This is a genomic window from Micromonospora sp. DT47 (assembly GCF_049844475.1).
Taxonomy (GTDB): Bacteria; Actinomycetota; Actinomycetes; order Mycobacteriales; family Micromonosporaceae; genus Micromonospora.
The window spans coordinates 105,134-125,256 of record NZ_JBNCLC010000015.1 but is presented as its reverse complement, the minus strand read 5'-3'; the positions used below and the strand labels follow the sequence as shown (position 1 = coordinate 125,256).

Genomic DNA, 20,123 nt, shown 5'->3' with positions numbered 1-20,123 from the left:
TCACGAGTTCGGCTGCTTGCCGATCCACTTCTCGTAGATCTTGTCGTACGTGCCGTCCTGCTTGGCCTTGGCGAGCGCCTCGTTGATCTTCTTGAGCAGTTCCGGGTTGCTGTCCTTCTTCACCGAGAACCCGTACTGCTCGCCGGTGTCGAACTCGGCCGCCACCGCGAATCCGCCCGGGTGCTCCTTGATGTACTCGGTCCAGACCGGCAGGTCGTTGACGGCGGCCTCCACCTGGCCGTTGGCGAGGGCCTGCTGCAGGGCGGCGAGATCCTCGAACTCGACGAGTTGCAGGCCCTTCTCCTTCTCGAACTTCCGGGCGTAGTCACGGCCCGTGGTCGCCGCCTGGATACCGAGCTTCTTCCCCTTGAGGTCGTCGAGCGACTTGTACGGCTTGCCGGTCTTGACCAACATCGCCTGGGTTGCGTCGAAGTAGGGGTCGGAGAAGTTCATCACCTTCTGCCGCTCCTCGGTGATCGTCATGCCGGCGGCGGCCGCGTCGCACTTGCCCGTGTTCAGATCCTGGCCGGACTTGATCCCCTCGAACGGGGTGTCGACGATCGTCTGTTCGACGCCCAGTTCCTTGGCGACCAGGTCCATCACGTCGACGTCGAACCCGACGACCTTGCCGCTGGCATCCTTGGACTGGAACGGCGAGTACGGCAGGTGGGTGCAGACGGTCAGCTTGTCCTTCTCGATCAGCTTGACCCCGCTCGCCTGGACCTCGCCCTCATCCTTCTTGGCGCATCCCGCGCTCGCCGCGAGGGCGGCGATCGCCACGATGAGGCCAGCCTTGCGGACCGCGCTGTGGAACCTCACGGCTGTGTCCCTCCGATTCGGCCCCCGTATGACGGGCAGCCAGGGTTGGTGCAAATACGGTGTGACAGGGGACGGTACCCGATCCGACGAGCCGTACCTAGATCACGCCGAGTCGTTGAGTCGATGCTGCAACCGTCACGGTCAGTAAACCCGGCACTCGGCAAGCAACCGGACGCGCTTCTCTGAGAGCAGACCATGACCAGCGCCGTACCCGCCTCCGCGTCAACCAATCCGGCCGCGGACCTGCGCAAACGCCGCGCACTCACCGTTGCCCGGATGCCTGGGAGCCGTCGCCCTGGTGATCTGGTTCCGCGGCTGACCCGTCAGCGCGACGTCGGCGGGCGCAGGCCGTCGAGGGCGACGCCGAGCACCCGTTCGCGCTGTTCCGGTTCGGGGAACTGTGCCATGGTGAGGCCGCTGAGCAGCCGGACCACGTCGTCGAAGCTGATGTCGTCGCGGACCGCCCCGGCCGATTGGGCGCGCCGCATCATCGGCTCGCCCGCCTGGTAGATCTCCACCCGGCAGCTGCGGAAGACCTCGGAGTCGTGCAGCAACTCCTCGGCCAGTGCGCGCTTGGTGGCGACGTAGCCGACGAACCGGTGCAGCCAGGCGACGAGGGCGTCCCACGGGGGCAGGTCGGCCAGGTCGGCGGCGGACCGGCTGAGCGCCCGGACCTCCTCGACATAGATGGCCTCGAAGAGGTCCCGCCGGGTGGGGAAGTTCCGGTAGAGGGTGCCGATGCCCACGCCGGCGCGCCGAGCCACCTCCTCCAGTGAGGCGGAGGCCCCGTTCTCCGCGAACGCCTCGCGGGCCGCCGTGATCAGCGACTCGTAGTTGCGTCGGGCGTCGGCCCGCTTGAGCCGCCGTGCGAAGGCGTCGGGCACCTGCCCCGCGCTGGACATGACGTGCGTCACCTCACCTCGGTTGCAAACGGAGGCACCCCTCCGCTAGTTTTATGGAGGCACCCCTCCAGAAACTTCCGGAGCCATGCCTCCGGATAGCTTACGCCGCTGTCCCGCGCCGATGACGCCGAGCAGGCGACCGGCAGGACCCGGCACCCGACCGGGGAGCGCCAGCAGGCCCGAAGTCGCCCGGACGGGCGAGTGACCGTCGTCCGTGACGACCCTGTTCCCGTACGCGAAATTGGAGTTCCCGCCGTGACAGAGACCGTCCGACGCGGCTCGCGTCGGCTCACCTTTCTCGTCCTGGCGGCCGGAGCCGGGTTCTTCTCGATGCTCCAGTCGCTGATCACCCCGGTGCTGCCGACCATCCAGCACGACCTGCACACGTCCCAGAACACCGTCACCTGGGTGCTGACCGCCTACCTGCTCTCCGCGTCCGTCTTCACGCCGATTCTCGGCCGGGTCGGCGACATGGTCGGCAAGGAACGGATGCTGGTCGTCTCCCTCGCCGCGCTCGCCCTCGGCTGTCTGCTGGCCGCGGTCGCGCCGAGCATCGGCGTGCTCATCGCCGCCCGGGTCATCCAGGGCGTGGGTGGCGCCGTCTTCCCGCTCTCGTTCGGGATCATCCGCGACGAGTTCCCCGCCGCGCGGGTCTCCTCCGCGGTGGCCGCGATCTCGGCGATCGTCGCCGCCGGGGGTGGGTTGGGCGTGGTGCTCGCCGGTCCGATCGTCACCGCCCTCGACTACCGGTGGCTGTTCTGGATCCCGATGGTCGTCGTCGGGTTGACCGCCGTCGCCGCGCACCTCCTCGTGCCCGAGTCGCCGGTCCGGACCCCCGGCCGCATCGACTGGCGGGCCACCCTCCTGCTCTCCGGCTGGCTGGTCGCCCTGCTGCTGCCGATCAGCAAGGCCGCCGCCTGGGGCTGGACCTCGGGTCGCGTGGTCGGTCTGCTGGCGCTCGCCGCGGTGCTGCTGGCCGGCTGGCTGGTCGCCGAGGTCCGCTCCACCAACCCGCTGATCGACATGCGGATGATGCGCCTTCCCGGGGTCTGGACGACGAACCTGGTCGCCCTGCTCTACGGCGCGTCGATGTTCTCCGTCTACGCGTTCCTGCCGCAGTTCGTGCAGACCCCGACCGTGGCCGGTTACGGCTTTGGCGCCAGCATCACCCAGGCGGGACTGCTCATGCTGCCGATGCTGGTCGCCATGTTCGTCGCGGGCCTTCTCGCCAGCCGGTTGGAGTCGCGCTTCAGCGCGAAGGCGCAGCTCGCCACCGGGGCCGCCTTCAACGTGCTCGCCTCCGCGATGCTGACGGTCGCGCACGACACCCGCTGGGAGATCGGTATCGCCGGCGGTCTCGTCGGCCTCGGCATCGGGCTGGCGTTCGCGTCGATGGCGAACCTGATCGTGGGCAACGTGCCGCCCGGACAGACCGGCGTGGCGACCGGCATGAACGCCAACATCCGCACCATCGGCGGCGCGATCGGCGCGGCCGTGGTCAGTGGTGTGATCACCGCCCACCCGCAGGCAAACGGCCTGCCCCGGGAGGCCGGCTTCACCCTGGGCTTCCTGGTCCTCACCGGCCTCGCCCTGGCGGCCGTGCTCGCGGCCCTGGCCGTCCCCTCGCCGCGGCGCGCGGTGGCCGACCGCCGGCCGTCGCCCGCGCGGGAGCCGCTCGGGGAGCTCGCGGCCGTTCCCGCGGGCCGCTGACCGACCCGCCCCGGCGCTCCGCGCCACCGACGCAGCCGCGTGTTCCCTCCGCAGGGGCGCGCGGCTGCGGCGTCCGTTCACCGACGTGACGGCGGGACCGCCGGTGGCGGGGGCCACGCCGGCCCGGCTGCGCGTTCTTCCGGCGCCACCGGAGCGGGGCGGCACCGGCGTACGGGATGTCGACCACGCCCGAAGGTTCGTCAACGTGCGGTTGACGTTCCCCAAGCGTCAACCTATGGTTGACGCATGACGGAACCCATCCAGATGAGCAACCCGGTCCGCCTCGACGACCTGATCCAGGCGATCAAGAAGGCCCGTCCCGACGCCCTCGACCAGCTCACCGACGCGGTGATCGCCGCCGACCATCTCGGTGAGCTCGCCGACCACCTGATCGGCCATTTCGTCGACCAGGCGCGCCGCTCCGGCGCCTCCTGGACGGAGATCGGCAACAGCATGGGGGTGAGCAAGCAGGCCGCCCAGAAGCGCTCCGCCGCCAAGGCCGACGCGGCGGCAACCCTCGACCCGAGCGCCGGCTTCAGCCGCTTCACCGCCCGGGCCCGCAACGTGGTGATGGCCTCGCAGAACGAGGCTCGGGGCACCGGGCACGCGGAGATCCGCCCGGAGCACCTCGTGCTGGGCCTGCTCGCCGAGCCGGAGGCGCTCGCCGCGAAGGCGATCGTCGCCGAGGGCGTGTCCCTGAACGATCTGCGGCAGGCCGCGACGGCGGCCCTCCCGCCGCCGGCCGACCGGGTCCCGGACCTCATCCCGTACGACGCGCAGGGCAAGAAGGCCCTCGAACTCACCTTCCGGGAGGCGCTGCGGCTTGGGCACAACTACGTCGGCACCGAGCACATCCTGCTGGCCCTGCTGGAGTTGGAGGACGGCACGGGCGTGCTCTCCGGCCTTGGTCTGGACAAGGCCGGCGTCGAGGCCCGGCTGATCGCCGCGCTCGGTCAGGTCGCCTCGGGCCAGTGACCTTCCTCGGGAGGGGCGTCCCCAGCGCCGGGGAGGAACCCGGCGGATCCGCTCGGCAGAGTCCCAGGTGGATCCGCGACGAGGAGCAGGTCATGAGTAGGCAGCTGGGCTGGCCCGGCCTGTTCGGCGCCGTCACCATGGCCCACCGGTGCCGCCGCCGTGCCCTCGCGACACCCGGCCGCTGACGTCCCGTCGGTGGCCGGGGCGCGGCACGAGGGCGCGTCCCGGCCACCGACGGGTACGGATCAGGAGGCGGTGGGGAAGCCGTACCGGGCGGCGTGCTCCGGGTCGGCCGGGTCGACCTGCCGGATGCCGGCGTCGGCGAGTCGCTTGTTGACCTCGTCGAGCTGCTCGCGGACCAGCCGGGCCTCCTCCGCGGTGACCCGGCCGCGGTGCGGCCTGCCGGCGTGCTCGACGGTGCCGTAGTCCACCTTCTCCGCGCTCTTGCGCGCCTTCGGCGGGCGGACCCGCTCGGCCGTCCTCAGCAGCTGCGCCATCGGTACGTCGGTGGCCATCGCGTCGAACTCGCTGGCGGTCAGCACCACCCGGCGGGGCTCGCCGTTGCCGTGCCGGTCGTGGATCTCCACCACCGCCACGTCGAGCGCCGCGTCGTCGATGGCCTCCACCTCGACCGGGGTGGCGTCCAGCTGCACGGGCCCGGCCACCAGGTCAGGGTGCTCCAGCACGACGACCTTGACCACCTCGTCGTCGGGGCGCAGCGCCGTGCCGCTGAAGTCGGAGACGTGGATCGTCTTCTTGCCCATGCGCTGAGCTTCTCCTGTCGTGGGCCGGGTTTCGGACCAGGAGACGCTACTCGACAGGTGTGCGAAAGCCCCGGCTGGACGCCCCGGATGTGTCGCCGCTTTCCTCGGCGAGGTTCAGAGGCTGGAACTGGTGCGTCAGCGAGCGGTCAGGCCGCCCGGGGAGGAGGTGCCGGCCGGCAGGCTGTTGAGATCGCTCCAGGAGAGCGAAGCGTTTTCGCCCCGCCCGCTGCGGGCCTCCCGGTACGGCGGCTGGGCCGGGAACCGCCCGGCGGCCTCCGCGGCCCGCCAGGCCCGCTCGTTGTCCTGCTGGTACCGGTCATTCGGCTGATTCGGCATGACCATTACCGTCCCAAAGAAAGTTGTATATGTATGGAAATAGATATGACGCACGATCGATGTCTCAGGTTCCCGTGGCGGGTGGGTTTCTCGGCCGACCCATCGGCATCCATCGGTACGCCTACCCGTCGCGCCCGGGCCTCAATCCACCTGACCGCACCGTTGGCCGGTGTCGGGCACCGGTGAAGGGAGCTTGACGCCGTCCGGTCCGGCGTACGGTGATCACGACGTGTCGGTCGTGCCCCAGCGGGGCGGAGGAGGTGTCACCCGGTGCTCGACCGGCGGCTCTACCTGCACCTGGTCACCTGGCTGGGCCAGTGGCCGGCCGGGCCCGGGCTGCACGTCGTCGGTTCCCGCCGGCGAGGCCGGCCGGCCTGGGACGGGCGGCTGCGCCCCGCGATCGCGGTGGGGTCCGCCGGCCGCACGGTGCTCTCGGTGCCGCCGGAGCGGGTCGAGGCGATCCGGGCGCTGGCTCGCGGGCCGGAGCCCGAACTGCTCGCGGCGCTCCCCGCGGCGGTCGGCCAGCCGGACTGGGCGCTGAACTGGGACACCTTCCGGTGGTCTCTGACGCCGGCGCCGCTGCCCGACGTGGGGGAGTGGGCCGACCCGGACGCTCCCGGGTTCCCGCCCTGGCTGCGCCTGTTCGACCGGGAGGTGCTGGTGGTGCGGGACGACGATGGCGGCTACCTGGCCGGCGTGGGGATCAAGCGGCACGACGCCCACGGCCACGAGCTGGCGGTCGGGACGGTGCCGGGGGCGCGCGGCCGGGGGCTGGCCCGCCGGCTGGTCGCCCAGGCGGCCCGCCGGGTACTCGACGAGGGCGCCGTACCGACCTACCGGCACGACCCCGCCAACGTCGCGTCCGCCCGGGTCGCGGAGGCGGCCGGCTTCCCGGACCGTGGCTGGCGGTCGTACGGGGTCTACCCGCCGTGACCGCCGGCGGGGGTGCCGCGCGGCACCCCCGGGGCCGCGTCACGCGGCTCCGGGACGGCGGGGGCGCGGACCGTGGATCCCGGGCCGGATACCACGGTCCGCAGCCTTCCCCCCAGGCCCCTCCGTGAGCCGGCGCTCCGGCCGGCCAGTCCCACCGATGGTCACGCTACGTACGGACTGGCCGCCGGGCAAGAGTAGGCGGGCTGTTTCAGACTGTCCGGTAGTGGATTTGAGCTGCAAAGAAGCGGCTCGGGGTGGCCCGGCGGGTCAGTGACGCAGCGTGCGGATCAGGGTGAGCACCTGACCGGTGACCGGGCGCAGCACGCGCAGCCGGGACAGCCCCACCAACCGGTCCACCAGCGGTACCGCCCCGTCGATCAGCTGCCGCGTCCTCGCCTGACCCGGCGACCGGTCGTGCACCCAGTAGAGGACCACGCCCATGTACCCCAGCCAGAGCAGCTCCGGCAGCTCCGGCCGCAGCTCCGGGTCGACCCGGGCGGTCGAGCCCTCGACGACCTCGCGGAACAGCGCGATCGACGCCTGCCGCGGCGACGAGGACTCGGCGGAGAACGGGCTCAGCGGCGAGGTCGGCTCGGCCGCGGTCTTGAAGAAGGTCCCGGCGAACTCGTGGTACGGGGTGAGCACGTCGACCCCGGCGTGCAGCACCCCGGCCAGCCGCGCGGCGAACCCGCGCTCCCGGGCGAGCACGGGCGCCGCCGCGGACCGGTGCTCGACCTGGGTCTCCGCGTAGAACTCCTGGATCAGGTGGTCCTTGGAGCCGAAGTAGTAGTAGGCGTTGCCCACCGCCACCCCCGCCTCCTGGGCGATGGCGCGCATCGTGGTCCGGGCGTACCCGCGCTCCCGGAACAGCCGCATCGCGGTGTCCAGGATCAGCTGGCGGGTCTGCTCACCACGCAGGGTCGCCGGCTCGCCCGCCGTCGGGTCGCCCGCAGCGGTCGTCGGCGCAGTCGGCTCGGTCATCGTCGTCACCGTATCCCGGGTCGGGCCAAGGCTCGCGTACCAGCTCGCGGACCGACGAGGCGGCCGACACCACCCGCCGGGCCAGCGGCAGCAGGTGCGGCCGGGCCAGCCGCTCGGCCCGCACCCGGTGGTCGGCCAGCGCCCACAGGCAGGCCAGCCAGGCCGCGTCCCCGGCGTACACCTCGCCGGTGTCGGCCACGACGGTGAGGTCCCGCAGCGTCGCGTCGTGGTCCAGCCCGGGAAAGCGCCGCCGGGCCTCGGCGGAACCGGCCGGCACGAACTCCAGGGGTACGAGCTGAGTCCGGGTGGCGAGCCAGCGCCGGGCGGCCCGGCAGAGCGGGCAGTGCGCGTCGTAGAGGACGGTGAACCCGCGGATCCCGCCGGCCCCGTGCCCGGTGGGATCCGCGGGGCCGCGCCCGCGCCGGCCGGCGGGACGCTCATCGCATCTGCGGTGGTGGGGTCGTACCGGCCGGTCCGCCCGGGTGCGGGGCTGGTACGGCGCCGGCCGGCACCGGCTGCGGCCCGGGCAGCCGGCCGGTGGGGGCCAGTGGCGGGTGGGTGGCGACCTGTCGGAGCCGGCCGCGGCGGTACCGGTTGAGGGCGAACACGTTGAAGAAGTGCAGTGCGCCGAGCACCAGCAGCACCAGGCCGATCTTCAGGGACAGCTCCTCCATCGCCTGGCTGGTGGAGAGCACCGGGTCGTCGTGCTTCATCGCCACCGTGACGTAGCCGAGGTTGAGCAGGTAGAAGCCGACCACCAGGAGGCTGTTCACCGCGTTCGCCAGTCGCTTGTCGGAGAAGACGTCCTCCAGGAAGACCAGCCCGTTGCGGGACAGCGCCCGGGCGACCCAGACCGTCAGCCCGATGCTGACCGCCAGGTACGCCAGGTACATCCAGACCTTCACGTCCATCTCGGCACCCTTCTTGAACGCGTTCAAATTGAGGTCGGGATCAGCGTAGGGGAAGAGTTGAACGCGTTCAAGAGCGGGTGCCCGGTCGTCACCGGGCGGGGCCGACGCGCCCCCGGTATCGTCGGGCCCCGGCGAGGGACGCCGGGGAACTCTCAGCGGTGGGAATGGGGATGCAGTGCGGACGCCGGACGCCGAGCGCGGCCGGGTGGTGCTCGGGCCCGTGGGCGAGCTCGACATGTCCAGCGCCGACGAGTTGGAGAGCGCCCTGGACGACGTCCTCGACCGGCCCGGCCTGATCGAGATCGTTGTCGACCTCGCCGGGGTCACCTTCATCGACTCGACCGGCGTGGCCACGCTGCTGAGCGGTGCGGCCGAGGCGGTCGGCCGGGGCGCCACCCTCCGGATCGTCGACCCCCAGCCGGTGGTGGCCCGGGTGCTGCGGATCACCGCGGTCGGCCCCCTGCTCGGGCTCCCCGACGGCGGCGTGGACGGCACCGCGGGCGGACCCGGCCCGGTCCGCTGACCCCCCGCTCCGGCCGCGTCGGTCAGCGGGCCAGGCCGAGCGCCTCCGCCGCGGCCCGCCCGTTGGCGTGGCTCGCGCCGTACGTGGTCACGAAGGCCCGCACGCCCGCCGGCCGCCACCGCCCCGGCCAGCCCATCTCCACCACGGTCACCGGGTACGCCGCGGCCAGCGCGTCGACCAGCGCGACGCCGCCGGGCAACCGGTGCAGGTGCCGCCCGACCAGCACGATCGGCCGCCCGTCGGCGAGCCGTCCCAGTGCGGCCGGATCGGTCTCGGCGGCGACGACGCGGATCTCCTCGGCGTCGGCGAGGTGCGGGCCCAGCCCCCACGGCACCCGGCCCTCGGCGATCGTGGAGGCGGCGTGCAGCTGCACCACCAGCGGCCGGTCCAGCCCGGCGACGTCCCCCTCCACCCGGACCGCCCGGCGGGCGGCGTCGTACCCGAGGTCGGCGGCGGCGCGGGCGGGCGGGCCGGCGGCCCGGGTCCAGGCGGCGAGCGCGGCGGCCCGGCCGGCCGCCTCCTCCACCCGGGCGCGGTCCAGCCGGCCGTCCGAGATCGCCCCGACGATCTCGGCGGCCACCTGCTCGACCAGCGCGGCGTCCACCTTCGCGCCGACGCAGAGCAGGTCCGCCCCGGCGGCCAGGGCGCGGACGGCGGCCGGCCCGACCCCGCCGGCGGCGAGCGCCGCGCCCTTCATCTCCAGCGCGTCGGTGATGACCGTGCCGGTGAAGCCGTACTCGCCGCGGAGCAGGTCGACCAGGACGGCCCGGCTGAAGGTGGCCGGCCCGTCCCCGGTGAGCGCCGGCACCCGGATGTGCGCGGTCATGATCGCCCGGGCGCCCGCACCGATCACCGCGGCGAAGGGCGGCAGGTCGCGCTCGCGCAACAGGGCCGGCGGCACGTCGACGGTGGGCAGCACGTGGTGCGAGTCGGCGACCGTCGCGCCGTGCCCGGGGAAGTGCTTGGCGCAGGCGGCGATCCCGACCGCCTGGAGGCCCTCGACGGCGGCGGCCGAGTGCGCGGCCACCCGGATCGGGTCCGCGCCGAACGAACGGGTGCCGATCACCGGGTTCTCGTCGGCGGTGTTCACGTCGACCGTCGGGGCCAGGTCGACGGTGATGCCGAGGGCGGCCAGTTCGGCGCCGATGGCCGCGTAGACCGTGCGGGTGAGCGCGGTGTCGTCGACCGCGCCGAGCGCCGCGTTGCCCGGGTACGGGCTGCCGGTCGCGTGCGCCAGCCGGGTGACGTCGCCGCCCTCCTCGTCGATGGCGATCAGCACGTCCGACCGGCCGGCCCGCAGCGCGGCCGTGCTCGCCGCCACCTGGTCCGGGTTGTGGACGTTGGTGCCGAAGAGGGTGTGCCCGGCCAGCCCCTCGGCCACCAGGTCGACGGCCCAGTCGGGCGGCACCGGCCCGGGGTACGCGGCGAGCAGCGTGCCCAGCGCGAGTCGGCGCAGTCCTGGATCCAGCCCCACGTGATTCCCCCTTCGGTGCCGGACGGCACGAGTGTCGCACCGCGGCGGCCGGGTCGTCCGATCACCGCGCTGCGGGGTGGCCGATACGCTACGGGCACCCGTCATCAGGTCGATTCGGTTAGCAGAGTTCACGGAAACTAGAGGACGTGGCATGAGTGCGACCCGACTGCCCGGCACCCCCCGCCTGTTGCGGGCGCTCAACGACCGCGCCGCCCTGGAGCTGCTGCTCGAACGCGGCCCGCTGACCCGGTCCCGGCTGGGCGAGCTGACCGGCCTGTCCAAGGTCACCGCGTCCCAGCTGGTCGAGCGGCTGGAGGAGCGCGGGCTGGTCACCCGGGTCGGCGAGCAGGCCGGCGGGCGGGGACCGAACGCCCAGCTCTACGCGGTACGTCCGGGCAGCGCGCACGTGGTCGGCGTGGACGTCGGCGCGGGGCGGGTGGTGGCCGCGTGCGCCGACATCACCGGGGCGGTCATCGGCCGGGTCGAGCAGTCCACCCGGGACACCGACGACCCGGTCGGCGTGGTGCACAACGCGGTGGTCCAGGCGGCGAGCAGCGCCGGCGCGCAGCTGTCCAGCGTACGGCGGGTGGTGCTGGGCACCCCGGGCCTGGTGGACCCGGCCACCGGGGACATCACCTTCGCCTTCAACCTGCCCCGCTGGCACCGCGGCCTGCTCGCCGCGCTCCGCGAGGACCTGCACACCCCGGTCGTCTTCGAGAACGACGTCAACCTGGCCGCGGTTGCCGAGGCGCAGTCCGGTGCGGCGCAGGGGGTGGCCGACTTCGTGCTGGTCTGGGTGGGCGCGGGCGTCGGTCTGGCGATCGTCCTCGGCGGCCGGCTGCACCACGGCAGCAGCGGCGCGGCCGGGGAGATCGGCTACCTGCCGGTGCCCGGGGTGCCGATCCCGCGGGACGTGTCCCGCCGCGCCAAGCCGGCATTCCAGCAGCTGGCCGGGGCCGACGCGGTCCGGGCGGTGGCCCGCGAGCACGGCTTCGACCACGAGCGGGCCGCCGACGCGGTACGGGCCGCGATCGCCGCCGGCACCGCCGGCGGCCCGGTGCTCGACGAGCTGGCCCGGCGGCTGGCCCTCGGCGTGGCCAGCACCTGCGTGGTGCTGGACCCGCCGCTGGTGGTGCTCGCCGGTGACGTGGGGCAGGCCGGCGGCGCGGCCCTCGCGGAGCGGGTGCAGCACGAGGTCGCCGCGATCACCCTGGTCCGGCCCCGGGTGGTGCCCACCGGGCTGACCGAGGAGCCGATCCTGCGGGGCGCGCTGCGCACGGCGCTGGACGCCGTCCGGGACGAGGTCTTCGGGTCGACCGTCGGTTGACCGGACGGCACGGTCCCGGATCGCGCCGCCGCCCGCCATGTGAAGGAATTCTTCACGACTGGTCCGGCCGCGGCAAGATCTCGCCGCGCCCGGTCCGCTGGTCGGCGTGCCCGCCCCGACGGGTCGGAGCGGGCACGAAGGCGGATCAGAGCAGGTCGCGGCGGCGGAACACGGCGAACGCCGCCGCGGTGACCGCGCCGGTGAGCAGCAGCAGCACCAGCAGCGCCGGACCCCAGGTGATCGCGTAGCTGCCGCCGCCGCAGAAGGGGCTGTCGGCCGAGCAGCCCAGCGAGTTGTCCCAGAACTCGACCCGGCCCCTCAGCCAGGCGATCAGGTAGCTGGAGAGCATCAGCTGGTCCGGGCGGGCCACCTTGAGGATCTGCAGCACCAGCCGGGCGCCCAGCTCCCAGACCACCGCGTACGCGGCGACCGTGCCGAGCGCCGCCGAGGTGTGCCGGCCCAGCGTGGCGATCGCGAAGCCCCCCACGGCGGCGAGCAGCACCACGACCATCCCGCGGCCGTAGACCGCGCCGAGCGCCTGCCAGTACTCCGCGTCCAGGTAACCGGGCAGACCGGCGGTCTGCGCGATGGTCCAGAACGTGCCGAGGTAGACCACCGTCGCCGCCAGCGACAGCAGGGCCACCACCCCGAGCAGCGTGCCCAGCTTGGCCCCGAGGACGGTGAGCCGGCGCGGCCGCCAGAGCAGCAGGTTGACCACTCCGCCGGAGTTCAGGTCCGCGCCGATGTAGGAGGCGCCGACCAGGAAGCCGAACAGGGCCAGGAAGGCGATCAGGAAGTAGACCAGCCCCCGGGCCTGCTGAGAGAAGACGAAGACCCCGATGAGGTAGTCGGCGGCCACCGGCAGCCGCTCCATCAACGCCGGGTCCAGCTCGCTGCAGTCCTTCGGCAGGTAGCCGGTGTCCTCGGTGACCGACAACTCGCCCGACTTGATCCTCAGGCAGCGGTTGTGCTCGGCCTCCATGCCGGAGATCGTCTGGGACACCTGCGCCTGGGCGGCGGCCAGCTCGCTCGCCGACGGCCGGTGGGACCCGGCCAGGGTCGTCGCCGCCGTGATCGCGAAGGCCAGCGCCAGCAGTACCACCATCAGCTGGGCGAAGCGGCGGGCGGCCAGCCGCTCCAGCTCGGCGCGGATCAGGTTCACGCGTCCGCCCCCCGGTGGGCCCTCACGTCGAGATCGATCATCGGCTGGTCGGATCCCTCCTCGGGCGGGACGGACCCGCCCAGCTGCCTCGGCAGTGTCGGATGCGGTGCGGTGCCGGTCAGCTCCAGGAAGACGCTCTCCAGGTCCGGCCGGATCGGGGTCAGCTCGCGTACCCAGATCCCCTGCTCGCCAAGGCTGCGGCTGATCAGCTCGGGCTCGTCCGCGCCGCCGACCACCAGCAGCCCGTCGTGCGCGATGACCGTCAGGCCGGCCGCCTGCAGCAGCTCGGCGGCCCGGGTCGGCTCGGCCACCCGTACCTGCCACTCGTGCTGGTCGTAGCCGGCCAGCACCTCATCCACCCGGCCCGCCGCCACCCGGCGCCCCTCGGAGATGATCGTCACGTGGTCGCAGATCAGCTGGATCTCGGCCAGGATGTGGCTGGAGACCAGCACGGTCACCCCCGCCTCGGCCAGCGACCGGATCAGGTCCCGCATCTCCCGGATGCCGGCCGGGTCCAGGCCGTTCGCCGGTTCGTCCAGGATCAGCAGCTCCGGCCCCTTGAGCAGGGCCGAGGCGACGGCGAGTCGCTGCTTCATGCCCAGCGAGTAGCCCTTGACCCGGTCGTGGCCGCGGTCGTACAGCCCGACCTGCTCCAGCACCTCGTCGACCCGGGCGGTGGGCACGCCGCCGGCCACCGCGAGCAGCCGAAGCGTCCGGTGACCGGTGAAGTTGCCGAAGAACTGCGGGCTCTCCACGATCGCGCCGACCCGGCCGGCCACCCGGGGGAGCTGCTCCGGGGCGGACGCGCCGAGCACGCTCATCCGGCCGCCGTCCGCGCCGACCAGCCCGAGCAGGGCGCGCAGCGTGGTGGTCTTGCCGGAGCCGTTCGGGCCGAGGAACCCGTGCACCTGCCCCGCCTCGACCACCATGTCGAAGCCGTCCACCGCCACCCGGCGCCCCTGCCGGAGGGTGTGGAACGTCTTACGCAGACCCTCGATCTCGATGACCGCGCTCATCCGCGGTGCTCCTGACGACACTCGGGCATCCGTCCTCCGGCTGTGGTGACCAACGACACGGCGCCTCACCCTATGGCCGCGCCGCCGCCCGTGGGGGGCACCTCGCGGGCCGCGTGATTGGATGGGGCCGTGACTGGTGACCTGATCCCCGGCGCCCCGGGCGCCACCGCCCCCTCGCCCGTGGACGCGGATCTGGTGGTCAGCCTGGACGGCGTCGACGTACGACGTTCGGGCAACGCGCTGCTGCGCGACCTCGACTGGCGGGTCGAGCTGGACGAGCGCTGGGTCGTCCTCGGGCCCAACGGGGCGGGCAAGACGACCCTGCTCAACCTCGCCGCCGGGCGGCTGCACCCCACCACCGGCACCGCGCACGTGCTCGGTGAGCGGATCGGCCGGACCGACGTCAACGAGCTCCGGACGCGGATCGGGCTCTCCACCGCCGCCCTGGCCGAGCGGCTCCCCGCCGAGGAGCGGGTCAGCGACGTGGTGGTCACCGCCGCCTGGTCGGTGGTCGGGCGCTGGCGGGAGAGCTACGACCGCAGCGACGAGGCGCGCGCGCACGCCCTGCTCGGGCAACTCGGCATGGGACACCTGGCCGAGCGGACGTACGGCACCCTCTCGGAGGGCGAGCGCAAGCGGGTCCAGATCGCCCGCGCCCTGATGACCGACCCGGAGCTGCTGCTGCTCGACGAGCCGGCCGCCGGGCTCGACCTGGGCGGCCGCGAGGACCTGGTGGCCCGGCTGGCCGAGCTGGCGTACGACCCGGACGCCCCGGCGCTGGTTCTGGTCACCCACCACGTGGAGGAGATCCCGCCCGGCTTCACCCACGCGCTGCTGCTGCGCGAGGGTGGGGTCGTCGCGCAGGGGCTGCTCACCGAGACGCTCACCGGCGACAACCTCTCCAAGACCTTCGGCCTGCCGCTGGTGGTCGAGCGGCACGGCGAGCGCTACACCGCCCGCGCCGCCTGAGGCGGGGCGCTGACCAGGGCGAGGCCCTAGACTCGCCGCAGCGTGCAGGTCGGGCAGGAGGTCGTGGTGCGGCAGACCCGGGTCGTCGTGGTGGGCAGCGCGAACATGGACCTGGTCGGGACCGGTCCCACGCTGCCCCGGCCGGGTGAGACCGTGCTCGGCAGCGAGTTCGTCATGGTCCCCGGCGGCAAGGGCGCCAACCAGGCGGTCGCCGCGGTCCGGGCCGGCGCCTCCTGCGCCTTCCTCGGTGCGCTCGGCTCCGACTCCTTCGGCGTCACCCTCCGGGCCCGGATCACCGCCGCCGGGGTGGACACCAGCCAGCTCCGGGTGGTCTACGGCGACTCCGGGGTGGCGCTGGTCATGGTCAACGCCGTCGGCGAGAACACCATCCTGGTCACCCCCGGCGCGAACGCCGCCTTCACCGGCCTCACCGAGGGCGAGCTGCACGCCGTACGCGAGGCGGACGTGCTGGTCGCGCAGCTGGAGATCCCCGTCGAGACGGTGACCGCGGCGGCGGTGGCCGCCCGCGCCGCCGGCACCCGGGTGATCCTCAACGCGGCGCCGGCCCGGCAGGTGCCGGCCGAGCTGCTGGCCACGGTGGACCTGCTGGTGGTCAACGAACCCGAGGCGCAGGCGCTCACCGGCCGGGGCCGGGAGGAGCCGCGGGCCCTGCTGGAACAGGTCTCCCGGGCGGTGCTCACCCTGGGTGGCGAGGGTGCCTGGTACGTCGACCGGGACGGCGCGTCGGTGCACGTCCCGGCCGTCCCGGTCACGGTGGTCGACACCACCGCCGCCGGCGACGCCTTCACCGCCGCGCTGGCCGTGGCCTGGGGCGAGGGCCGGGAGGTGCTCGACGCGGTGCGTTGGGCGGCGGCGGCCGGCGCCGCGGGCGTCCGCCGGCTCGGCGCCTCGGTGGCGCTGCCCCGCCGGGCCGAGATCGACGAGCTCTACACCCCGCCGGCCGGCTGACCCCGGGTCAGCTCACTCCGCGGGCTCGTCGCTGAGCCGCTCACCCCGCCGCCGCAGCATGCCGAGCCCGGGGATGCCGGCGACGGCGAGCTTGAGGTCCCGGGTGACGTCGAGCAGGTCGTGCAGGTCCGGTCCGACCCGGTCCAGGGTGGCCAGGATCGGCAGGATGTCGGCGGTCAGGTGCTGCTTGAGCTTCGGCAGCTCGTCGATCAGCCGGATCGCCGCGGTGACCTCCTCCTGGCTGAGCTCCGCCACGAACCGGTCCGCCATCGGCGCGCCCCGGCGCAGCGCCGGCTCGTACGCCTCCAGCAGCTCGCCCGCGGTGGCGGCCGCGCCCTCCGCGACGACCACCGTGCCGGCGGCCCGGCCGGCCACCGCGTCCGCCTCGGCGACCACCACGCCGGCGGCCCGGGCCACCTTCTCGGCCTCGCCCACCACCACGGCCGCCGCGCCGGAGACCTGCTCGGCCTCGGCGACCACCACGGCGGCCGCCGCGGCGACCTCGGTGGCGGTCTCGATCGCGGTGGTCGCCGCCGCGCTGATCACCGCGACCTCGCGGACGGCCCCCTCGGCGTCGGTGAGCACCCGGTCGGTGCGGTCCAGGGTGGCCTCGATCCGGTCCACCACGCCGTTGATCCGGCCCAGCAGGGCCTCCACCCCGTCGAGCACCGCGAAGGCGCGGGCCGGCACGGCGGCGAACGAGGCGGCCGAGCCGAACGCCTGGTCGAGGGCGGAGCGGGTGAGGCCGACGACGGCGGTCGGGCGGGGGAGCGGAATAGCCATGTGACCAGTGTGCGTCGGACCCGCCAGCACCGCCGGACGGCGGGCGGGCGGTCCGCCGGCGGGGTCGGTGGCTCGCGGGGCGGTGGGCCGGGGAGCCCGGCGGTACTGTGCCCGGCATGTCGGTCCGCCCCTCCGGCGCCACCCCGGCCGCCCGCCGGAACCTCCTGCTCACCGGGCTCGCGGCGCTCGCCCTGGCCCTCGGCGGGCTCGGCCTGATCCGCGCGGACGCCGGGCTGACCACCCGCTCGGTCACCGTCGGGGGCGTCCCGCTGAGCGAGGTACGGGCCGGGCCGGCGGACGGTCGACGGCCGGGGGTGGTGATCGCGCACGGCTTCGCCGGCTCGGCCCGGCTGATGCGCCCGCTCGCCGACAGCGCGGTCCGGCACGGCGCGGTCGCGCTGCTGCTCGACTTCGCCGGGCACGGCGCCAACCCGGCCCGGCTGCCCGGCGCGGGGCGGGACGACGGCGCCGCCCGCGCCACCCTGACCCACGACCTGGATGTCGCCGTCGCACACCTGCGGGGCCTGCCGGACGTGGACCCGGCTCGGATCGTCCTGGTCGGACACTCGATGGGCGCGGGCGCGGTCACCCGGTACGCCGCCGACCACCCGGAGATCCTCGACACCGTCGCGATCTCGCTCCCCGACGCCAGCGACCTGCCGTACGGGCGACCCCGGTCGCTGCTGCTGGTGGTCGGTGCCGCCGAGTTCCCGGGCTTCCACCGGGCGGCCGAGGAGGCGCTGCGCCGGGCGCCGCCGTGGGAACGGGCGATGACGGTCGTCCCCGCCACCGAGCACATCTCGGTGCTCTTCGCCGGCCGTACCCACGAAGTGGTCGCCGGGGCGCTGCCCGGCCGGGCGGACGGGCCGCCTCCGGACCCCACCGCCCGGCTGGTCGCCGCCGGGTTGCTGCTGCTCGGCTTCGGCCTGGGCTTCGTACCGCTGGTCCGGGTGCTCTGCGGCCCACGCCGGGACGGTCCGGCGGTGGTCGCGACCGCCGCGTGGTGTCCGCTGCTGGTGGCGGTCGCCGCGGCGGGGGTGGCTGCGGTGGCCGCGGCGGCGCTGCCGACCACCCGACTGCCGCTCGCGGTCGGCGGGTACGTCACCGGTTTCCTGCTGCTCACCGGCCTGCTGCTGGCCGCGGCCGGACGCTGGTGGCCGGCCCTCGCGCCGGCCGGGACCGGCACGCCGGCCGGGGGTCGCCCGCCGGTCCGCGTCGCGCTCGCGGCCGTCGTGCTGACCGGGTACGCGCTGGTCGCCGTCGCCGTGCCGATCCACCTCGGGCTGACCTCCGCGTTCCCGGTGGGCGCCCGGTGGTGGCTGCTGCCCGTGGTGGCGGTCGGCTGCCTGGTGCTCCTGATCGGCGCGGAGCGGGTCACCGCCGGGCGGAGCTGGCGGTACGCGGCCGTCGGCGGCATCGCCGTGCTGGCCCTCACCGCCTCGGCGGTGGCCGGGCTGGCGCCCGGCTTCGTGCTGCTGGTGGTGCCGCTCTTCGCGGTGCTGGTCGGCTGGCAGGCGGCCTGGGCGGCGGTGCTGCGCCGGTCCGGCGCGCCCGGCTGGGTGCCGGCCCTGGTCGGCGCGGTGCTGCTGGCCTGGCCGGTCGCCACCACCCTGCCGCTGGACTGAGCCCGGCGCACCGGTCGGGCGGCCGGCCGCCCCGACCGGGTGGATCAGCGCACGCTCTCGAAACTGACCTGCGGGCGGGTTATCACCGGGTACGGGCCACCCGCAGCGCCCACCAGACCAGCGGCGCCTGCAACGGCAGTCGGCCGTAGGCCACCGCCCGCCGGGCCGGGCTCTTGTGCCGCCAGTCCGCCGCCATCTGCACGTTGCCCGGCAGCACCGCGACGAAGAGCGCGGCAGCGGCCAGCCCGCCGCGCCGCCGGGTGCCCGGGTGGGCGACCGCCGCCGCCACCGCCAGTTCGGCGACCCCGCTGGCGTACGTCCAGAAGCGCGCCGGACCGGGCAGCGCGCGCGGCACGATCCGGTCGTAGAAGGCGGGCCTCGCCAGGTGGGTGACGCCGGCGGTGGCGAGCAGGCCGGCCAGGGCGACCGCCTCGCCGCGACGGGTGGTCATCGGTGCTCTCCCTGCTGTTCGACGGCGCGCTGCACGGCCCGGTAGATCTGCCCGAACCGCAGCGCGTCGGGGGTGCGCACCAGCATCACCTCCCGGCCGTGGTGCTGCACCCAGAGCTCGTGCACCCGGTTGCCGCGCTCGTAGGAGCGGTCCAACCAGCCGAGCGGCAGCTCCAGGAACGGGGTCAGCGCCAGCGCCCCGACCGCGCAGGCGGCCAGGATGATCAGCGCCAGCTTCCAGTTGCCCCGGTCCTGCGCCGACCAGGCCAGCGAGACCACGCAGACCAGCGCTACCAGCGGCGGCAGGGAGAGCAGCAGGACCAGCACGCCCCGACCCAGGACCCGGCCCCGGACGGCCAGGGTGGTGGTCCCTCTCGCATGCCAGACGTACGTCACCTCGGCGAGCCGGATCGTGTGCCCGCCGGCCCGGATCGACTCGGAGGTCACCTCGACCGCGTCGTCCCGATAATAGATGGCCATCACTAACCCTAACCACCCCCCGGACACCCCCCCCCGCGTCGAACAGCCACTCTTTCCGTGAACGAGGCGGCCATTGGGGGCGTCGGTGGGGCGGCGTGGGGAGCGGGCGGCGGCGTAGCGTCCGGGCGCATGGACGACAGCGAGCGGGAGCGCAACGTCGCGACGGTCCGCCGGTACCTGCGGACCTTCGTCACCAAGGACCTGGCCGAGCTGCGCGCGGTGGTCGCCGACGACGTGGAGATCTACGGCTCCGGTACGGCGGTGCGGGGCCGGCACTTCGTCGAGGCGGCGGTCTCCTCCCCGGGGCTGACCGTGCTCGACCAGGAGATCGTCGAGCTGTACCCGGCCGGCGACCGGGTGGTCGTCTCCTTCGCCCAGACCTACCGGCGGGACGCGACCGGGGCGACCGCCGTGCAGAGCACCTGCAAGATGTACCGGCTGGCCGGCGGCCGGATCGTCCAGTTCTGGGGCGAGCAGGACGTCTACGGTCTGCTGCGCGGCCTGGAGATGCTGCCCGACCGGCCGATCGAGTTCTGAGCCCGGGACGCCGGCCGGCCGCTCTCCACCGCCCGCTGCACCGCCCGGTAGATCTGCCCGAAGCGCAGCGCGTCGCCAGTGCGCAGCAGCAGCACCGGCTGGCCGCGCCAGCGGGCCCACATCTCCAGCTGCCGGCTGCCCCGCACGTACGACCGGTCGAGGTGCTCGAAGAGGAAGTCGGCCAGCGGGCCGACGGCCAGTCCCACCAGCACCGAGACGCCGACGATGGCGACGGTGACGGTGACGGAGCGGTGCAGCCAGACGGCCAGGGCCACGCCGAGCACCGCGGCGACCAGCGGCCCGGCCAGCGCCACGCCGATCGCGCCGCGCCCGGCGAGCACCCGCCAGGAGCGGCTGCCCCGCCGATGCCAGATCATGCCGATCTCGGCGAGCGGGTAGGCCCGCCCGTCGACCCGGATGGCGGCTGAGGTGACCTGCACGGACCTGTCGTCGTAGTACGTGATCATCGCTGGACTC

At 74.2% G+C, this 20,123-nt stretch carries 23 protein-coding genes; 9 read left to right on the top strand and 14 right to left on the bottom strand.

Annotated features, from left to right (window positions below; genetic code table 11):
- Both ACLQ2U_RS22010 and ACLQ2U_RS22005 read right to left on the bottom strand, forming a co-directional pair.
- A complete protein-coding gene (locus ACLQ2U_RS22010; RefSeq protein WP_425752614.1) occupies positions 1 to 819 on the bottom strand; it encodes a basic amino acid ABC transporter substrate-binding protein in 819 nt (272 codons plus the stop codon).
- A gap of 323 nt (positions 820 to 1,142) precedes the next feature.
- Positions 1,143 to 1,721, bottom strand: a complete 579-nt coding sequence (locus ACLQ2U_RS22005) for a TetR/AcrR family transcriptional regulator (RefSeq protein WP_425752613.1) — start codon at positions 1,719 to 1,721, stop codon at positions 1,143 to 1,145.
- A 255-nt stretch (positions 1,722 to 1,976) separates the two neighbouring features.
- Between ACLQ2U_RS22005 and ACLQ2U_RS22000 the strand changes: the two genes are divergently transcribed.
- Together ACLQ2U_RS22000 and ACLQ2U_RS21995 are read left to right on the top strand one after the other, a co-directional pair.
- Positions 1,977 to 3,431 carry an MFS transporter gene (locus tag ACLQ2U_RS22000; protein ID WP_425752612.1) on the top strand — a complete coding sequence of 485 codons (1,455 nt, stop codon included), beginning with the start codon at positions 1,977 to 1,979 and terminating at the stop codon, positions 3,429 to 3,431.
- 246 nt (positions 3,432 to 3,677) lie between these two features.
- Positions 3,678 to 4,406, top strand: coding sequence for a Clp protease N-terminal domain-containing protein (locus tag ACLQ2U_RS21995; RefSeq protein ID WP_425752611.1), 729 nt, complete (start codon positions 3,678 to 3,680; stop codon positions 4,404 to 4,406).
- Between the two features lie 245 nt (positions 4,407 to 4,651).
- Here ACLQ2U_RS21995 and ACLQ2U_RS21990 read toward each other — a convergent pair whose 3' ends face one another.
- A complete protein-coding gene (locus tag ACLQ2U_RS21990; protein ID WP_425752610.1) occupies positions 4,652 to 5,170 on the bottom strand; it encodes a hypothetical protein in 519 nt (172 codons plus the stop codon).
- Between the two features lie 135 nt (positions 5,171 to 5,305).
- The gene (locus ACLQ2U_RS21985) at positions 5,306 to 5,506 is read right to left on the bottom strand and encodes a DNA repair protein (protein WP_425752609.1); all 201 of its coding nucleotides are present in this window, start codon (positions 5,504 to 5,506) and stop codon (positions 5,306 to 5,308) included.
- A 270-nt stretch (positions 5,507 to 5,776) separates the two neighbouring features.
- Here ACLQ2U_RS21985 and ACLQ2U_RS21980 point away from each other — a divergent pair, with 270 nt between their 5' ends.
- On the top strand, positions 5,777 to 6,439 hold the full coding sequence (locus ACLQ2U_RS21980) for a GNAT family N-acetyltransferase (RefSeq protein ID WP_425752608.1): 663 nt from the start codon (positions 5,777 to 5,779) through the stop codon (positions 6,437 to 6,439).
- A 267-nt stretch (positions 6,440 to 6,706) separates the two neighbouring features.
- On the opposite strand, the gene ACLQ2U_RS21975 is transcribed toward ACLQ2U_RS21980, so the two are convergent.
- From ACLQ2U_RS21975 to ACLQ2U_RS21965, 3 genes are all read right to left on the bottom strand, one after another.
- The gene (locus ACLQ2U_RS21975; protein WP_425752607.1) at positions 6,707 to 7,420 is read right to left on the bottom strand and encodes a TetR family transcriptional regulator; all 714 of its coding nucleotides are present in this window, start codon (positions 7,418 to 7,420) and stop codon (positions 6,707 to 6,709) included.
- On the bottom strand, positions 7,347 to 7,796 hold the full coding sequence (locus ACLQ2U_RS21970) for a thiol-disulfide oxidoreductase DCC family protein (protein WP_425752633.1): 450 nt from the start codon (positions 7,794 to 7,796) through the stop codon (positions 7,347 to 7,349). The genes ACLQ2U_RS21975 and ACLQ2U_RS21970 overlap by 74 nt, the downstream gene beginning before the upstream one ends.
- A gap of 61 nt (positions 7,797 to 7,857) precedes the next feature.
- Entirely contained in the window at positions 7,858 to 8,331 is a 474-nt protein-coding gene (locus ACLQ2U_RS21965; RefSeq protein WP_425752606.1) for a hypothetical protein, read from the bottom strand.
- Between the two features lie 175 nt (positions 8,332 to 8,506).
- Here ACLQ2U_RS21965 and ACLQ2U_RS21960 point away from each other — a divergent pair, with 175 nt between their 5' ends.
- Positions 8,507 to 8,854 (top strand): STAS domain-containing protein, encoded by a 348-nt coding sequence (locus ACLQ2U_RS21960; protein WP_425752605.1) that lies wholly within the window; start codon positions 8,507 to 8,509, stop codon positions 8,852 to 8,854.
- A gap of 22 nt (positions 8,855 to 8,876) precedes the next feature.
- Here ACLQ2U_RS21960 and ACLQ2U_RS21955 read toward each other — a convergent pair whose 3' ends face one another.
- The gene (locus tag ACLQ2U_RS21955; protein ID WP_425752604.1) at positions 8,877 to 10,328 is read right to left on the bottom strand and encodes a glycoside hydrolase family 3 protein; all 1,452 of its coding nucleotides are present in this window, start codon (positions 10,326 to 10,328) and stop codon (positions 8,877 to 8,879) included.
- 151 nt (positions 10,329 to 10,479) lie between these two features.
- On the opposite strand from ACLQ2U_RS21955, the gene ACLQ2U_RS21950 reads away from it, so the two are divergent.
- Entirely contained in the window at positions 10,480 to 11,655 is a 1,176-nt protein-coding gene (locus ACLQ2U_RS21950) for an ROK family transcriptional regulator (protein ID WP_425752603.1), read from the top strand.
- A gap of 145 nt (positions 11,656 to 11,800) precedes the next feature.
- Here ACLQ2U_RS21950 and ACLQ2U_RS21945 read toward each other — a convergent pair whose 3' ends face one another.
- Both ACLQ2U_RS21945 and ACLQ2U_RS21940 read right to left on the bottom strand, forming a co-directional pair.
- Positions 11,801 to 12,817, bottom strand: a complete 1,017-nt coding sequence (locus tag ACLQ2U_RS21945; RefSeq protein ID WP_425752602.1) for an ABC transporter permease subunit — start codon at positions 12,815 to 12,817, stop codon at positions 11,801 to 11,803.
- Complete coding sequence (locus ACLQ2U_RS21940) at positions 12,814 to 13,833, bottom strand: ABC transporter ATP-binding protein (protein WP_425752601.1); 1,020 nt, start codon at positions 13,831 to 13,833, stop codon at positions 12,814 to 12,816. Before ACLQ2U_RS21940 ends, ACLQ2U_RS21945 begins: the two co-directional genes overlap by 4 nt.
- A 129-nt stretch (positions 13,834 to 13,962) precedes the next feature.
- Here ACLQ2U_RS21940 and ACLQ2U_RS21935 point away from each other — a divergent pair, with 129 nt between their 5' ends.
- A complete protein-coding gene (locus ACLQ2U_RS21935; RefSeq protein WP_425752600.1) occupies positions 13,963 to 14,802 on the top strand; it encodes an ABC transporter ATP-binding protein in 840 nt (279 codons plus the stop codon).
- Between the two features lie 66 nt (positions 14,803 to 14,868).
- Positions 14,869 to 15,771: a ribokinase gene (locus ACLQ2U_RS21930; protein ID WP_425752632.1), complete on the top strand. Its 903-nt coding sequence runs from the start codon at positions 14,869 to 14,871 to the stop codon at positions 15,769 to 15,771.
- 12 nt (positions 15,772 to 15,783) lie between these two features.
- Here ACLQ2U_RS21930 and ACLQ2U_RS21925 read toward each other — a convergent pair whose 3' ends face one another.
- Positions 15,784 to 16,554: a hypothetical protein gene (locus ACLQ2U_RS21925; protein ID WP_425752599.1), complete on the bottom strand. Its 771-nt coding sequence runs from the start codon at positions 16,552 to 16,554 to the stop codon at positions 15,784 to 15,786.
- 116 nt (positions 16,555 to 16,670) lie between these two features.
- On the opposite strand from ACLQ2U_RS21925, the gene ACLQ2U_RS21920 reads away from it, so the two are divergent.
- Complete coding sequence (locus ACLQ2U_RS21920; RefSeq protein ID WP_425752598.1) at positions 16,671 to 18,179, top strand: alpha/beta hydrolase; 1,509 nt, start codon at positions 16,671 to 16,673, stop codon at positions 18,177 to 18,179.
- 82 nt (positions 18,180 to 18,261) lie between these two features.
- Here the strand turns inward: ACLQ2U_RS21920 and ACLQ2U_RS21915 are convergent, their stop codons facing one another.
- Both ACLQ2U_RS21915 and ACLQ2U_RS21910 read right to left on the bottom strand, forming a co-directional pair.
- On the bottom strand, positions 18,262 to 18,630 hold the full coding sequence (locus ACLQ2U_RS21915; protein ID WP_425752597.1) for a DoxX family protein: 369 nt from the start codon (positions 18,628 to 18,630) through the stop codon (positions 18,262 to 18,264).
- Positions 18,627 to 19,109, bottom strand: coding sequence for a DUF6232 family protein (locus ACLQ2U_RS21910; RefSeq protein WP_425752596.1), 483 nt, complete (start codon positions 19,107 to 19,109; stop codon positions 18,627 to 18,629). Before ACLQ2U_RS21910 ends, ACLQ2U_RS21915 begins: the two co-directional genes overlap by 4 nt.
- Before the next feature lie 129 nt (positions 19,110 to 19,238).
- On the opposite strand from ACLQ2U_RS21910, the gene ACLQ2U_RS21905 reads away from it, so the two are divergent.
- Complete coding sequence (locus ACLQ2U_RS21905; protein WP_425752595.1) at positions 19,239 to 19,646, top strand: nuclear transport factor 2 family protein; 408 nt, start codon at positions 19,239 to 19,241, stop codon at positions 19,644 to 19,646.
- Here ACLQ2U_RS21905 and ACLQ2U_RS21900 read toward each other — a convergent pair.
- The gene (locus ACLQ2U_RS21900) at positions 19,592 to 20,113 is read right to left on the bottom strand and encodes a DUF6232 family protein (protein WP_425752594.1); all 522 of its coding nucleotides are present in this window, start codon (positions 20,111 to 20,113) and stop codon (positions 19,592 to 19,594) included. The two genes, ACLQ2U_RS21905 and ACLQ2U_RS21900, sit on opposite strands and share 55 nt — an antisense overlap.
- Positions 20,114 to 20,123 lie beyond the last annotated feature (10 nt).